The 14,410-nt window shown below is 69.7% G+C and carries 15 protein-coding genes and 1 tRNA gene; 3 read left to right on the top strand and 13 right to left on the bottom strand.

Annotation, left to right across the window (positions count from 1 at the left end; translation table 11 throughout):
• The first annotated feature begins 97 nt into the window (after positions 1 to 97).
• The gene (locus ABEA39_RS05585) at positions 98 to 1,549 is read left to right on the top strand and encodes an LCP family protein (RefSeq protein WP_345374206.1); all 1,452 of its coding nucleotides are present in this window, start codon (positions 98 to 100) and stop codon (positions 1,547 to 1,549) included.
• A 27-nt stretch (positions 1,550 to 1,576) separates the two neighbouring features.
• Here the strand turns inward: ABEA39_RS05585 and ABEA39_RS05590 are convergent, their stop codons facing one another.
• The 11 genes from ABEA39_RS05590 to rplU form a co-directional block, all read right to left on the bottom strand.
• Positions 1,577 to 2,029 (bottom strand): MarR family winged helix-turn-helix transcriptional regulator, encoded by a 453-nt coding sequence (locus ABEA39_RS05590; protein ID WP_345374209.1) that lies wholly within the window; start codon positions 2,027 to 2,029, stop codon positions 1,577 to 1,579.
• Positions 2,030 to 2,413: 384 nt separating this feature from the next.
• Positions 2,414 to 2,486: transfer RNA gene (locus ABEA39_RS05595), tRNA-Ala, on the bottom strand.
• Positions 2,487 to 2,609: 123 nt separating this feature from the next.
• Positions 2,610 to 2,993 (bottom strand): ribosome silencing factor, encoded by a 384-nt coding sequence (rsfS, locus tag ABEA39_RS05600; protein ID WP_345374212.1) that lies wholly within the window; start codon positions 2,991 to 2,993, stop codon positions 2,610 to 2,612.
• Between the two features lie 159 nt (positions 2,994 to 3,152).
• The gene (locus tag ABEA39_RS05605; RefSeq protein ID WP_345374214.1) at positions 3,153 to 4,505 is read right to left on the bottom strand and encodes a hypothetical protein; all 1,353 of its coding nucleotides are present in this window, start codon (positions 4,503 to 4,505) and stop codon (positions 3,153 to 3,155) included.
• Positions 4,505 to 5,161, bottom strand: a complete 657-nt coding sequence (gene nadD, locus ABEA39_RS05610) for a nicotinate-nucleotide adenylyltransferase (RefSeq protein ID WP_345374217.1) — start codon at positions 5,159 to 5,161, stop codon at positions 4,505 to 4,507. The genes ABEA39_RS05605 and nadD overlap by 1 nt, the downstream gene beginning before the upstream one ends.
• Before the next feature lie 10 nt (positions 5,162 to 5,171).
• Positions 5,172 to 5,402 (bottom strand): hypothetical protein, encoded by a 231-nt coding sequence (locus ABEA39_RS05615; RefSeq protein WP_345374219.1) that lies wholly within the window; start codon positions 5,400 to 5,402, stop codon positions 5,172 to 5,174.
• An 86-nt stretch (positions 5,403 to 5,488) separates the two neighbouring features.
• Positions 5,489 to 6,799 (bottom strand): glutamate-5-semialdehyde dehydrogenase, encoded by a 1,311-nt coding sequence (locus ABEA39_RS05620; RefSeq protein ID WP_345374222.1) that lies wholly within the window; start codon positions 6,797 to 6,799, stop codon positions 5,489 to 5,491.
• Positions 6,800 to 6,868: 69 nt separating this feature from the next.
• Positions 6,869 to 7,651 (bottom strand): glutamate 5-kinase, encoded by a 783-nt coding sequence (proB, locus tag ABEA39_RS05625; protein ID WP_345375270.1) that lies wholly within the window; start codon positions 7,649 to 7,651, stop codon positions 6,869 to 6,871.
• Between the two features lie 107 nt (positions 7,652 to 7,758).
• Entirely contained in the window at positions 7,759 to 9,321 is a 1,563-nt protein-coding gene (obgE, locus tag ABEA39_RS05630; RefSeq protein ID WP_345374225.1) for a GTPase ObgE, read from the bottom strand.
• A 120-nt stretch (positions 9,322 to 9,441) separates the two neighbouring features.
• Entirely contained in the window at positions 9,442 to 9,702 is a 261-nt protein-coding gene (gene rpmA / locus ABEA39_RS05635) for a 50S ribosomal protein L27 (RefSeq protein WP_345374227.1), read from the bottom strand.
• 14 nt (positions 9,703 to 9,716) lie between these two features.
• Positions 9,717 to 10,028 (bottom strand): 50S ribosomal protein L21, encoded by a 312-nt coding sequence (rplU, locus tag ABEA39_RS05640; RefSeq protein ID WP_345372769.1) that lies wholly within the window; start codon positions 10,026 to 10,028, stop codon positions 9,717 to 9,719.
• A 139-nt stretch (positions 10,029 to 10,167) separates the two neighbouring features.
• On the opposite strand from rplU, the gene ABEA39_RS05645 reads away from it, so the two are divergent.
• Positions 10,168 to 10,443: a DUF4031 domain-containing protein gene (locus ABEA39_RS05645; protein WP_345374229.1), complete on the top strand. Its 276-nt coding sequence runs from the start codon at positions 10,168 to 10,170 to the stop codon at positions 10,441 to 10,443.
• A gap of 26 nt (positions 10,444 to 10,469) precedes the next feature.
• Here ABEA39_RS05645 and ABEA39_RS05650 read toward each other — a convergent pair whose 3' ends face one another.
• Both ABEA39_RS05650 and ABEA39_RS05655 read right to left on the bottom strand, forming a co-directional pair.
• Positions 10,470 to 11,414 (bottom strand): hypothetical protein, encoded by a 945-nt coding sequence (locus ABEA39_RS05650; protein ID WP_345374231.1) that lies wholly within the window; start codon positions 11,412 to 11,414, stop codon positions 10,470 to 10,472.
• A 55-nt stretch (positions 11,415 to 11,469) separates the two neighbouring features.
• The gene (locus ABEA39_RS05655) at positions 11,470 to 14,163 is read right to left on the bottom strand and encodes an Rne/Rng family ribonuclease (protein ID WP_425556924.1); all 2,694 of its coding nucleotides are present in this window, start codon (positions 14,161 to 14,163) and stop codon (positions 11,470 to 11,472) included.
• Here ABEA39_RS05655 and ABEA39_RS05660 point away from each other — a divergent pair.
• Positions 14,129 to 14,326, top strand: a complete 198-nt coding sequence (locus ABEA39_RS05660; RefSeq protein WP_345374235.1) for a hypothetical protein — start codon at positions 14,129 to 14,131, stop codon at positions 14,324 to 14,326. The two genes, ABEA39_RS05655 and ABEA39_RS05660, sit on opposite strands and share 35 nt — an antisense overlap.
• The last annotated feature ends 84 nt before the right edge of the window (positions 14,327 to 14,410 follow it).

The following is a 14,410-nucleotide window of genomic DNA, read 5'->3' on the forward strand; positions in this document are numbered from 1 at the left end:
GAACCGCCGCTACGCTCCTTGAAGCACCGTCGTCCCGAACCCGGTGCTTTCAGGTCGCATACGGTTCCGTCACCGGAACGGATGATTAGGTTTCCCGATGTCCATGACGCCCCGCTCCCGCCTCCGGGTCCGGCCCCGCCACGTGATCCGCTACATCGTCATCGTGGTGGTACTGCTCCTCATCGCCACCGCCGGCTACGCCGTCTACAACTACCGCCACTTCGTCTCGGGTGTGACCCACATCGACGCGATCCCCGCGTCGTCGACCACCGCTTCGACGAACGGCGACCAGAACATCCTGCTCGTCGGCGACGACCACCGGCCGGCCGACGCCTCCGCTCAAGAGCTCGCCGAGCTCGGCACGACGGCCGACGGCGGCGGGACGAACACCGACTCGATGATGATCCTGCACATCCCCGGCGGCGGGGGCCAGGCCTCCCTCGTCTCACTGCCCCGCGACTCGTGGGTGGCGATCCCGGGCCATGGCATGGGCAAGCTCAACGCAGCCTTCGCCTACGGCAGTGACGGCGGCGGCGACTCGGGGGGCGCGCAGCTCCTCGTCACGACGGTGCAGAACATGACGGGGATGCACATCGACCACTTCGTGCGCATCTCGATGGTCGGCTTCTACGACGTCGCCAAAGCCCTCGGTCCGCTGAAGGTCTGCCTGGTCGCCGCAGTCAACGACCCGTACTCGACCTTCGTGGCCCCGGCGGGCGTCTCGGAGCTCAACGCCCAGCAAGCCCTCGCCTTCGTTCGTCAGCGCCATGGTCTCCCCCTCGGCGACCTCGACCGCGAGATCCGCCAGCGCTACTTCCTCACCACCGAGATCAAGAACTTCCTCTCTCCCGGCACTCTGCTGAACCCGGGCAAGCTCAACACCGCTTTGACGGCCGTGAGCCACGCCATCCAGACCGATCCGGGGCTCGACTTCTTGTCGCTCGCCACGAAGGCGAAGGACCTCGTCGGCGGCAACCTGAACTCGGTGACCATCCCGACCCTCGGCACGCCGACCATCTACTACGGCGGCAGCGCCGTCTCGATCGTCAAGGTCGACACCGCGAAGATGGCCTCGTTCGTCGCCTCGCTCGATTCGACGTCCACCGCGTCCGCGTCGGCGTCCGCCACCACCTCGGCCGCTCCGGCGGCCGCCGCCCCGTCACCCTCGAGCATCACGCTCCAAGTGCTCAACGGCAGCGGGGTGTCAGGCGCCGCGGCGACGAACAGCGCGACTCTCGACAAGGCCGGCTTCTCGACGGTGGCCCCGTCGACCGTCTCGACGCGAGGCGCGACGACCATCCAGTACCCGGCGTCGATGGCGGCCGAGGCGGCCGTCGTCGCGCGCTACGTGCCCGGGGCCACCACCGAGGTCGCGTCCGGCGTCGCCCGCGTCACCGTCGTGCTCGGGACCGACGGCTCCACAGCGAAGGCGACCCCGACCGCAGCCGAGTCGACCGCCGGGTCGTCGTCCGGGTCGTCGTCGTCGGACTCGAGCGCCTCGGCCTCGGCGTCCGCCGCTCCGGCTTCCACCATCCCCTGCATCAACTGAGCCGTCCGGCCGAAGGAGCCTCTGCGCTCAGGCGTCAGCGACTGCGTCTTCGGCGGCGGCGAGGAAGTGGAACAGGGCTCCGCGGAGCGCCTGGATCTCCGACTCGTCCAACCCGATCCGCTCGCGGACGAGTCGCGGCACGTCGACGGCCCGCTCCCGCAGGTCCCGCCCCTCGTCGGTGAGGACGACGTCGACGACTCGGCCGTCGTCTTCGCGGCGGACGCGCTGCACGAGGTCGGCGGCCTCGAGCCGGGTCAGAAGTGGTGAGAGCGTAGCCGAGTCGAGACGGAGGAGCCGACCGAGTTCGCCGACGGACAGCTCCCCGTTCTCCCAGAGCGCCGCCATGACGAGGAATTGAGGGTGGGTGAGACCCAGCGGTTCGAGAATCGGCCGGTAGAGGCCGACGATGCTGCGTGACGCGATGGCGACTGCGAAGCACACCTGGTCCTCGAGAGCGAGAGGGTCAGTGGAACTGTCCATAGTGGAGACAGTGTCGCACGGGCGTTATTCAATAGCGCACGATTCAGTCGTACACTAGGGGCATCCTGCGGCTCCGCCGCCGGGCGCGATGCGGGGCGAACGGCCTTGTGCAGGGATCAGGAGGGCCGTTCGCTCCGTTTCCTGCCCGTGCCCGCTCGCCCGCCCTCGGCGCGCCCCGCATCCCCCGCAGTAGCCCCGCCCTCCCCCACGGGAGCAACGCGACCCTTTAGTTGTTCTGCCCGCCCCACGGGAGCAACGCGACCCTCTAGTTGTTCCGCCCCGCCAGGCGGGAGCAAAGCGACCCTTCAGTTGTTCTGAAAAGCACAAAGCAATTGGCCCCTCCGAAGGCGCTTGCGCCGAACAAGGAGGAGCCAATTGATCTCGTGGATCTGAGGGGACTCGAACCCCTGACCCCCTGCATGCCATGCAGGTGCGCTACCAGCTGCGCCACAGACCCAAAACGGTATTGCGTGAAACGATGTTGCTTATCTTTGCTTTGCTGCCCCCGCGGAAGCAACTCGTCAAGATTACTACATCTCTGGAGCGCAAATGACCACGGGGGCGAGCCGAGCGGAAAAGGTCAGCCTTCGGCACCCTGCGAGGTGGTCTCGAGCTCGAGAGCGATGGCGGGGCAGTCGCTCCAGAGACGCTCGAGGGCGTAGAACTGACGGTCTTCGTCGTGGAAGACGTGAACGACGACGTCTCCGAAGTCGAGGAGGATCCAGCGGCCTTCGGCACGGCCTTCGCGACGCAGCGGCTTGACGCCGGCCTCGATCATCTTGTCTTCGATCTCGGACGCGATGGCGATGACGTTCCGCTCATTGCGCCCGGTGGCGAGGAGGAAGACGTCGGTCAGGGCGAGAGGCTCGGACACGTCGAGGGCGACGAGGTCGTCGGCCTGCTTCGAGTCGGCGGCGCGAGCGGCGAGCTGGACGAGCTCGATGGCACGGGGGGTGGCAGTCACGGATTCCTTAGAGGATCAAGAATGGAGGAGCGAGGTTCGGGCGGAGGGCCCAGAGAACGGCGACTCGGCGGTCGCAGACCCCGAGAGGCGCGCCACCGAAAGCCGGAGCCTCGCTGTAAGGCTGCCGCGCCCGAAGGACGACGTGGGGCGGCGCGAGGATCAGAGGACGCCGCGAGCGAAACTCACGACGACGACCACCACGATACCAACAATCACCACGGCACCACAGATGCTGGCGATGATCAGGCCCCGATTGCTCTTCGCTTGGGGCGCGGCCAGGACGACGGCACGGGTCGACGTGTTGGCGCTGACGGCCCGGCTGGCGCGCACGGGGACGGCGTCGTTCTCGGCGACTTCGCGGTCGCCCTCTTCGAGCATCCGGTCGATGTCGGCGCCGTCGATTCGCTGGGCGTGGTGCGAACCCGTCGCCGCGAGACTCCGCGGCAGGTCGATCGAACCGGTGATGATGACCTCGCCGGTGGCGTTCAGGGCACCGGTGACGTCGGGGAGCTGGTCGTGGTCGAGCACGATCGCGTTCTGCTGACCGGTCGGGGCGCCGAAGGCGTCGAGGTGGTCGTCGGGCTCGTCGGCCTGGGTCGACCAGTGGCCGACCGGGGGGACATACCCGCTGGGCTCCGGAACGCTGGCCGGAGCGGGGGCAGCCGCGGCAGGCCCCGGGCGTTCGCCCGCGGCTGCCTGCATGGCGGCGGCGGCAGCCGTCTGCCGGGGTGCGGCCTCGGTCGTCGCCGGACGGTCGACCGGAGGGGTTCCGGCGGGCTGCTGAGCGTCCGAAGCGGGGGCCGACGGCGATGACTCGACGGGTCGCGTGCCCTGCGCCGGGGCCGGAACAGCCGCCCCGGAGCCCGGCGTCAGGACGAACGGGAACACGGTGGGGACGGAAGTCGGCGGGGGCGTCGTCGACCCGATGCCACCGGGCTGAGGATCGGACCCTGCGGGGGTGGGTTCGTCCGAAGTCACGGCCGACCGGGCGCCGTGGCGTCGGGGCCCCGGAGCCTCGGCCGCGTCGTCGCCTGCCGCATCGGCCGACGCGGCGCCGAACGAAGGAGTGGCGCCGGGCTCCGGCGAGGAGGGGACGACGGCCGGTGCCGCCTCTCCGGCACTGGCGGCGGACGACTGCTGGAAGGTGACGGGCTGAGGAAGGGACTGCGAACCGGCCTCGATGTCGGCGACGTGGCTGAGCGCGTCTTCGAGACGGCGTTCCTGCTCGGGCCCGGGGGTCTTGAGCGGCACGGGCCCGCGGGTCGACTCGCTGGCGGCGTCCCGCTGGGCACGGAGTTCGCGTCGGGTCGGAACGTGTTCGCCGAACGGAGCCGAGGCGGGAGCCGGCGTGGACACGGGAGCCGGCGCCGACGAGATCGGGACCGCCGACGGTACCGCGGAGCCCGAGACGACCGAGATGCTGCCGGTGATCGCCTCACCGGCCTCGCGCGCTCGTTCGAGGTCTCGTACCTGCCGTCTGGTGAGGGGCGGCTGGCCGTCGGTCGAACTCATTAACTCTCCGATGATGATCTACTGCTGGGTTCCGTCTCGCGGGCCGGAACATCGGTGTCGATGGAGTACAGGTGGTGTTTCGAGATGTACTGGACTACTCCGTCGGGTACGAGATACCACACGGGGTACCCTCGGCCCACCCTGCTTCGGCAGTCGGTGGACGAGATCGCCAGTGCGGGAACTTCGAGCAAGCTTACTTCCGTCTCTGGGAGTCCGCTGACGCTGAGGTCGTGTCCGGGCCGGGAGACGGCGACGAAATGAGCGAGATCCCAGAGCTCCTGGACGTCTTTCCAGTCGAGGATCTGGGCCACGGCGTCGGCGCCCGTGATGAAGAACAGGTCGGCGTCGGGATGCTGGTCGCGGATGTCGCGCAGCGTGTCGATCGTGTACGTCGCACCCGTGCGATCGATGTCGACTCGGCTGACCGTGAACATCGGGTTGGACGCCGTCGCGATGACGGTCATCAAGTAGCGGTGCTCGGCGACGGTGACCGTCGGCTTCATCCACGGCTGGCCGGTGGGGACGAAGATGACCTCGTCGAGTTCGAACTCTCGCGCGACCTCGCTGGCCGCCACGAGGTGCCCGTGGTGGATGGGGTCGAAGGTGCCGCCCATCACGCCGATGCGCTGGCGCCGAGGCGCTTCGAGCGTCGTCACGAGGTACGGGTCAGTGCTCTTCGGCGTGACCGAACTCGTCGATCGGCCCCTCGTGCTCGGGGAACGACGCCTGGCCGCGCGGAGGGGTCCGGTTCGCGTAGTTCTTGAAGCTGAAGACGACGAAGCCGAGCAGCGTGAAGACTGCGGCGGCGATCAGCGAGATGATGAAGGGCGGCGCGAACACCGGTGCCTTTGCTTCGAGGGCAATGAGGCTGGAGGCGAGAGCCGTGACCGTCAGCATGAGATCTCCGTTTCGGGGCGTGCGATGAATCGAGTCTAGTCGCGCCCGGGGGCCGCCCCGTGCATCCCCCGGGCCTCGCCTCGGCGCTACGCGCGGATCTGGCCGGCTCCGCGGACGATCCACTTGCTGCTCGTGAGCTCGCTCAGCCCCATCGGGCCGCGGGCGTGGAGCTTCTGGGTCGAGATGCCGACTTCGGCCCCGAAGCCGAACTCGCCGCCGTCGGTGAACCGCGTCGAGGCGTTGACCATGACGACCGCGCTGTCGACCTCGGCCAGGAACCGCTCGGTGTTGGCGAGGTCGTTGGTGATGATCGACTCGGTGTGGTGGGTCGAGTAGGCGGCGATGTGGTCGATGGCCTGGTCGAGGCCGTCGACGACGCGCACGGAGATGTCGAGGGTCATGTACTCGGTCGACCAGTCGTCGTCGGTCGCCGCCACCGAATCCGCGAAGAGGGCCCGGGTGCGCTCGTCGCCGTGGATCGTGACGCCCGCGTCGCGCAGACGGGAGAGGACGGCCGGCAGGAGGCGCGGGGCGGCCTTCTCGTGGACGAGGAGCGTCTCGAGGGCGTTGCACACGCTCGGCCGCTGCACCTTCGCGTTGTGCACGATGTCGATCGCCCACTTCTCGTCGGCCGACTCGTCGAGGAACACGTGGACGACGCCCGCGCCCGTCTCGATGACGGGCACCTTCGACTCGCGGACGACCGCGTCGATGAGGGCGGCGCTGCCACGCGGGATCAGGACGTCGACGTAGCCGCGGGCGCGCATGAGCTGCGTGGCCCCGGCCCGGCCGAACTCGTCGATCGTCTGGACGGAGTGGCGCGGGATGCCGACGCCGACGAGAGCCTCCTGGATCACGTCGACCAGAACCGTGTTGGTGGCCTCGGCAGCGCTGCCTCCACGCAGGACCGCCGCGTTGCCGCTCTTGAGGGCCAGGGCGGCGATGTCGATCGTGACGTTGGGCCGGGCCTCGTAGATGGCGCCGACGACGCCGAACGGGACGCGCACCTGGGTGAGCTGGAGGCCGTTCGGCAGGATCTTGCCGCGGAGCCCCTCCCCCACCGGGTCGACGAGAGTGGCGATGAGCTCGGTCGCCACCGCCAGCGATTCGAGGCGGGCCTCGTCGAGCCGGAGCCGGTCCTGCAGGCCTGCGCTGAGGCCGGAGTCGCGGCCTCGGGCAAGATCGACGTCGTTGGCCGCGATGATGCGGGCGGACTCTTTTCGGACGGCCGCTGCGATCGCCCGGAGGCCGGCGTTCTTCACGTCGGCCGTGGCGGTGGCGAGGAACCGCGACGCCGTCTTGGCCGCTTCGAGCTTGTGCACCAGCGCCGGGTCGAGGTCGCCCTCGGCGGGCCGGGTCGCGGCGTCGGCGGGAGCGGTGGCTTCGGAGATCGACATGCTGCGAATTCTAGCTTCGCCCCCTTCTCGAATTCGAGGTCGGGGCGCGGAGAGACGGGGGGATGCGCGTCAGAGGTCCAGGGGACGCGCGGCGAACCAGGTTCCGATGTCGGCACCGGCCAGGGCATCCGCCACCTGCGGGGTCGACGTGACGAGCACGGGCGTGCCGGACTCGGTCGCGAGCCGCGCGGCCGCGACCTTGGTGCCCGCCCCTCCGGTGCCCACGCCCGCGGCCCCGGCCGAGCCGAACGTGACGCCGGCGAGCTCGTCGCCGAACGGCACGTCGGTGATCTTGACCGCCCCCGGCTCCGCGGGCGGCTTCGTGTACAGCGCGTCGACGTCGGAGAGCAGGACGAGCAGGTCGGCCTCGACGAGTTGCGACACGAGCGCCGCCAACCGGTCGTTGTCGCCGAACCGGATCTCGTGGGTGGCGACGGTGTCGTTCTCGTTGACGATCGGCAGGATGCGCAGCTTGAGCAGGCGCTCCATGGCCCGTTGCGCATTCGACCGCGGTGTCGGGTCGTCGATGTCGCCGGCCGTGAGCAGCACCTGGCCGGCCACGATCCCGTACCGACGGAGGCTCTCCTGGTAGCGGTAGATCAAGACGTTCTGGCCGACGGCCGCGGCCGCCTGCTGGGTCGCGAGATCGGTCGGTCGGGCCTCGAGGTCGAGGAAGGGCATCCCCGTCGCGATCGCGCCCGAGGAGACGAGCACGACCTCGGCGCCGCGCCCGTAGGCGGTCGCCAGCGCGTCGACCAGCGGACCGATGGCGTCGACGTTGGGGCCGCTGATGCTCGACGAGCCGACCTTGACCACCACGCGCCTGGCGTGCGGGATGTCGGCGCGGGACAGGACGCGCGCCGCTCGGACGACCCGGGGATCCCCCGTCTCGCTGTCCGCGGACGACACGGAAACCGCGGAGGCGGCGGCGGTCTCGTCGGCCGTGGTGGTGCCCTCGGTCACTCGCCGTCGCCCTCTCGCACCACCGCTTCGTCGGTGCCGGACCCGATCTCGAAGCCCTCGTCGTCGGTCCAGAGGCCGGCGGCGCGCTCGCGCATGAGCTCGGCGCGGGCTTCGGCCTTGGCATCCATGCGCGCGAAGTAGTCCTCGCGGCGTTCGTTGCGCGTCTGGCGCGAGCTCTGGTGCAGCCGCGGGTCGGTGCCGCGAGCGGCGGTCATGAGTTCGGCGGTGGAGGTGAGCGTCGGCTCCCAGTCGAACACGATGCCGCCGGCGCCGCCGATGACGACGGTGGACCCGGCCTGAGCGCCCGCCTTGAACAGGCGGTCCTCGACGCCGAGCTTGTTGAGGCGATCGGCGAGGTAGCCCACCGCCTCCTCGTTGTTGAAGTCGGTCTGCACGACCCAGCGCTCGGGCTTGACGCCGCGGATGCGGTAGACGTTGCCGTAGGTGCCGCCCTCGACGGTGACCTCGAACTTCGACTCGTTGACGGCCTTCGGGCGGATGACGATGCGCGGGCGCTCGAGCTCCTCCTGGGCCTTGGCGGCCCGGTCGGCCTCGACTACTTCGGCCAGGGCGAAGGACAGCTCGCGCAGGCCCTCGCGGCTGACGGCCGAGATCTCGAACACGCGGTAGCCGCGGCCCTCGAGGTCGGCACGCACGAAGTCGGCCAGGTCGCGGGCCTCGGGCACGTCGATCTTGTTCAGCACGATGAGCTGGGGACGCTCGAGGAGGGGCAGCTGGCCGGCGGGCACGGGGTAGGCGGCGAGCTCGCCCTGGATGACTTCGAGGTCGGTGAGCGGATCGCGTCCGGGCTCGAGCGTGGCGCAGTCGAGCACGTGCAACAGGGCCGAGCAGCGCTCGACGTGGCGGAGGAACTCGAGGCCGAGCCCCTTGCCCTCGCTGGCGCCCTCGATCAGGCCGGGCACGTCGGCGACCGTGAAGCGGGTCTCGCCCGACTCGACGACCCCGAGGTTCGGGTGGAGGGTGGTGAAGGGGTAGTCGGCGATCTTCGGCTTGGCCGCCGAGATCGCGGCGACGAGGCTCGACTTGCCCGCGGAGGGATAGCCGACGAGCGCGACGTCGGCGACGACCTTCAGTTCGAGCTGGACGTCGCCCTGCCACCCGGGGGTGCCGAGGAGGGCGAAGCCGGGAGCCTTGCGCTTGGTGGAGGAGAGCGCCGCATTGCCGAGTCCGCCGATGCCGCCTTCGGCCACGACGTACTTCAGGCCCGCGATGTTCATGTCGATGAGGACGGTGCCCTCGTCGTCGTGCACGACGGTTCCGACGGGCACGGCGAGCTCCATCAGCTCGCCGTTGGTACCGGCCCGGTGGTCGCCCATTCCGGGTCCGCCGTTCTCGCTCGACTTGTGCGGGTTGCGGTGGAAACCGAGCAGGGTCGTGACGTTCGAATCGGAGACGAGGACGATGTCGCCGCCGTGCCCGCCGTTGCCGCCGTCGGGGCCGGCGAGGGGTTTGAACTTCTCGCGCTTCACCGAGACACAGCCGTTGCCGCCGTTGCCCGCTTTGAGGTGGAGCGTCACTTGGTCGACGAATGTGGCCATGGGGTGGTGTTCTCGGTTTCGTTGAGTGAGCGTCGGGTCGTCGACCGGTCTGCTCGGAAAACACGAAGGGCGAGCCGAAGCTCGCCCATCGCTTGAAATGTGTGCTCGTGCCCGGGCGGACTACTCCGCTGGGCTTGCGACGATGTTGACGACCTTGCGGCCGCCCTTGGCGCCGAACTGGACGGAGCCGGGAGCGAGGGCGAAGAGGGTGTCGTCGCCGCCACGGCCGACGTTGACGCCGGGGTGGAAGTGGGTGCCGCGCTGGCGGACGATGATCTCGCCCGCGAGGACGACCTGACCGCCGAAGCGCTTCACGCCGAGGCGCTGCGCGTTGGAGTCGCGGCCGTTACGAGTGGACGATGCGCCCTTTTTGTGTGCCATCTGTCGTCAGCCCCTTACTTGGTGGTGATGTCGGTGATGCGAACGCGGGTCAGGTCGGCACGGAAACCCATGCGACGCTTGTAACCGGTCTTGTTCTTGTAGTTCTGGATGACGATCTTCGGGCCGCGGAGGTCGTTCAAGACCTCACCGGTGACCGTGACGTTCGCGAGGTCGGAACCGGCGAGGATCGTGTCGCCGTCGACGTGCAGGACGGGGACGAAGGTGACGGTGTCGGACTCGTTGGCCTTGAGACGGTCGACGGTCAGAATCGTTCCGACCTCGACCTTCTCCTGACGGCCACCGGCGCGCACAACGGCGAAAACCATGGGAACTCCTAAAGAGACGACCTGCCGCGAAGGAGTCCGCAGCAGAAGTGTGAGTGGTACGCATCGAAGAGCGCACCAACGGTCCAGAGTACAGGCCGCCCGATGGACGCGTCAACCGTGCCGCGAGTATCATTCGCCCGTGACCATCCTGATCGACGAGCCCATCTGGCCGGCCCACGACACCGTCTGGGCTCACCTGGTGAGTGACGAGTCGTACGACGAGTTGCACGCGTTCGCCGAGTCGCAGGGCATCCCCCGTCGCGGTTTCGATCACGACCACTACGACGTCCCGGCCAGCCGCCACGCCGACCTCATCGCCGCCGGGGCCACCCGGGTGACCGGAAAAGAGCTGGTGCGACGGCTGCGGGCCAGCGGCCTCCGGGTGTCGCAGCGCGAGAAGCGCGCCGAGGGCTAGAGCGTGGGATGCCCGGGGCCGGCCTGCTAGGTCCGCTCCGGTGGCGGCGCGAACGGGTCGTCCGACGGCGGCGGCGCTTGCGAAGACCGCTCGTCGTCCGGCCCCGACGCGGCGGGCTGCGCGGCGGGCACGGGGGTCACCACGGAGGGGAGATCGGGGAGCGACTCCTCGTCCGGCGGCTGGAAGAGGCTCAGGGGAAGCTCCGCCTGGGACACAGCCGAGACCGGCCCGACGGCCGCCCCCATCGAGCGCGGCGACTCTGCTGCCGCTGCGCCCGGCCGTGCCAGGACGGGCAGTTCGTTGCCGCTCCCGGACGCCGCCGAGACGGTGGGCGGTGCGGGCCACGCGGGATCCGTGGAGAGGGTCTCGGACACGAGTGCGGAGCCGAAGGAGTCGGCGGGAGCCGGTTCGACGGCGGGCTCAGGGCTCGCGACGGGACGGGCATCCTCGTCGGCCAGTGGCCCTTGACGGCCCGACCAGAGCCAGGCGGTCGCAGCCGCCCCGACCAGGACGGCGGTCATCAGCACCCCTGCAGCCAGAGGGATGAACAGGGCGTAGAGGATCACGTAGACGGAGTTGCCCGTCGTCCGCGCCTGAACGATGCCGGTGGCGATGCCCACCAGGGCGAGGACGACGGTGCCGACGGTTCCGGCCGCGAGCGACCGACGCAGGACCAGCGACAGCGGCGACTGGCGGATGATCGGGTAGAACACCGTCAGAGCGACGAACGCGGCGGCGTAGAAGGGGAACGGATAGAGAACGAGCTCGCCCAGGAAGAGGCCCACCGGGGAGTCGAGGAAGCCGCCCGCGTAGGAGGTCGGGTCGTACGCGACGGCGTTGCCGATCAGGCGCACGAACGCCCGGGCGAAGAGCACGAGGATGACCGCGCCGATCGCGAACGCCGCCGTCAGCAGCGACTCGCGACTGGGCTTCCGGTACAGCACCGTCACGGCTCGTCCTCTCGTCGGCATCGGGTCGTCGGGTCGACCCGAGGCCGGCCCGACGACCCCGTGCCGTCGATCCGACTCAGAGGTCGTCGGACGATACTCCCACGCCGAGGATGAACGGGGCAGCCCCGTCGGACGAGTCGCCGGTCGAGGCGGCCGGCGCCGTGGTCGCCGCGGTGCCGGTGCTGGAGGCGCGACGCGAGCGTCCGCGCCCCTGGCCGGGCAGCTTGGGCTCGGGCAGGGCGCCGAGGACGGAGTCGAACAACTGCTCGGCGACCTCGGTGCTGACCTTGCGCGGAGCGCGCTCGACCGTGGCGACGGGGATGTCGAGGATGGCGACCGTGGCCTCGGGCTGGGTGACGGTGGCCTGCGAGCGCCGCGACTTGGTCTCGGGGCGCGATTCGGTCGGCGCCGCCTCGGACGCGGATGCCGCGGGAGCCGACGCCGCCGGGGCGGACGGAGCCGAAGCCGCCGGAGCCGCAGCCGGCCCGGTGGGCAGGTCGATCAGGCCGGCCGGGGTCGACTCGGACGTCGCCTCGGAGGTGGAGGTGGATGCACGGCGTCCGCCTCGGCCACCGCGACGGGACCGGCCGCTGGACGGCTGGTGGGAGGGCGCCTCGGCGTTCGACGCCGACGAGTCGGTGGACTCCGCCTCCGGGGTCGAGCCCTGGATGCTGGCCGCCACCGCGTCGATGGCCGCCTCGACCGCTGCGGCGGTCTCGGTCGCGGTCGGCTGCTCGCCGTCGGCGTGGGGAATGGTGCTGGCGGCGATCTGGGCGAGGGCGTTCTTGACGTCGTCGGTGATGACGTGGGTCGACGCGGTCACGGGATGGGCGCCCGAGGTGGCCGACGAGCCGTTGCCGTTCTTGCCGTTCGAGGCGGCGGGAGCCGCCGCCTTGCCACGACGGCGCTCCTGCGAGCGCTGGCGGTTCTGCTGCTGCTGCTCCTGTGCCTGCTGACGGTCGACGCCGATCTCCTCGAACGACTCCATCAGCCCCAGGCCGAGCTTCTTGCGGGTCATCTGCACGAGACCGAGCGAAGTGACCTCGGCGACCTGGTGCTTGGTCCGGTCGCGGCTGAGGCACTCGACGAGTCGACGCAGCACGAGGTCGCGGTTCGACTCGAGCACCATGTCGATGAAGTCGACGACGATGATGCCGCCGATGTCGCGGAGTCGCAGCTGACGAACCAGCTCTTCGGCCGCCTCGATGTTGTTCTTGGTGACGGTCTCTTCGAGGTTTCCGCCCGAGCCGACGAACTTGCCGGTGTTGACGTCGACGACGGTCATGGCCTCGGTGCGGTCGATGATGAGCGAACCACCGGAGGGCAACCAGACCTTGCGGTCGAGGGCCTTGTCGATCTGCTCGTTGAGTCGGAACTCGTCGAAGGCGTCCTTGTCGCCCTCGTAGGCCACGACGCGGTCGAGGAGGTCGGGAGCGACCGCCGACAGGTACTGCTCGATGGTGGCCTTCGACTCCTCGCCGTCGATGACGATCTGGTGGAAGTCCTCGTTGAAGACGTCGCGGACGATCTTGATCAGCAGGTCGGGCTCGGAGTGCAGGAGCGCGGGGGCGTTGCCGGCCTCCACCTTCTTCGAGATGTCCTCCCACTGGTTGAGGAGGCGCTTGACGTCGAGCGTGAGCTGCTCTTCGGTGGCCCCCTCGGCCGCGGTGCGGACGATCACGCCGGTGTTCTCCGGCAGGGCCTCCTTCAGGATCTTCTTGAGGCGGGCGCGCTCGGTGTCGGGGAGCTTGCGGCTGATCCCGTTCATCGACCCGTTGGGCACGTAGACGAGGAATCGACCCGGAAGGGAGATCTGCGAGGTGAGGCGGGCGCCCTTGTGGCCGACGGGGTCCTTCGTCACCTGGACCAGGACTCGGTCGCCCGGCTTGAGAGCGAGCTCGATGCGGCGGGGCTGGTTGGCCGAGTGCTCGACGCTGTCCCAGTCGACCTCGCCGGAGTAGAGGACGGCGTTCCGGCCGCGCCCGATGTCGACGAAGGCCGCCTCCATCGAGGGCAGGACGTTCTGCACGCGACCGAGGTAGACGTTGCCGATCAGCGAGACGTTCTGCGACTTGGCGACGTAGTGCTCGGCGAGGATGCCGTCTTCGAGGACGCCGATCTGGATGCTGTCGCCCGAGGAGCGGACGACCATCTTCCGGTCGACGCTCTCGCGGCGGGCGAGGAACTCGGCCTCGGTGACCACGGGGCGGCGGCGACCGGCGTCGCGACCGTCGCGACGGCGCTGCTTCTTGGCTTCGAGGCGGGTCGAGCCCTTGATGCGCTGCGGCTCGGTGATGAGCTCGGGCTCGCGCTGCTCGCGGGGCTCGCGGTTCGCCCGGCTGCGGGTGCGCGACGACGTGACCTCGTCGTGCGGCGGCTGCGTGCCGCCCGTGCGCTGACGGGAGCGGCGACGCGGTGCGGGGCCCTCGTCGTCGTCCTCGTCGGAGAAATCATCGTGGAAGTCGTCGCGGGCCGGGAGGGGCGCGATCTCCGGAGCGTGGAAGATCAGGCTCGTGGTCGTGAGCGGCACCTGGAACGGCGACGTGAGGGCGCTCTTCGCCTCTTCGGCTTCGGCCTGGGCGCTCTCGCCGATCTCCGGGGTGGAGAGCACCTCGTCGAGGCTCTCGCTCACCTGGGTGGTGTCGTCGTTCAGAACTGTGTCGTCGGTCAAAGGTGCCTCCTGAGGCAGGACGGAGGCGTCGGGCGAGAGAGCCCGCTCGGCTTCCGTCGATCGGGTGGGAAGAGAAGCGGCGGGCTCGACCGACGCCACGGCGACCGTAGGTTCGGCGGTCGACGCGGTCGACGTTTCGGGCGCCTTGTCGGCAGCCGCCTGTCGCGACCGGAATCCGGCGAACAGCCTGCTTCTCTTCTTCGGGGTGTTTCTGTTGGTGCTGTCGTTCCTGTTCGAACTGTCGTTTCTATCCACCATGTAGGTGCAACTCCTCGACCCGCGGGCTCCGCGCCCGTTCGATCTCTCGATCGACGGGACGGACACCCCGGGAACTCTTCAGCGCAGA

Source organism: Frondihabitans cladoniiphilus (assembly GCF_039544345.1).
GTDB lineage: Bacteria > Actinomycetota > Actinomycetes > Actinomycetales > Microbacteriaceae > Frondihabitans > Frondihabitans cladoniiphilus.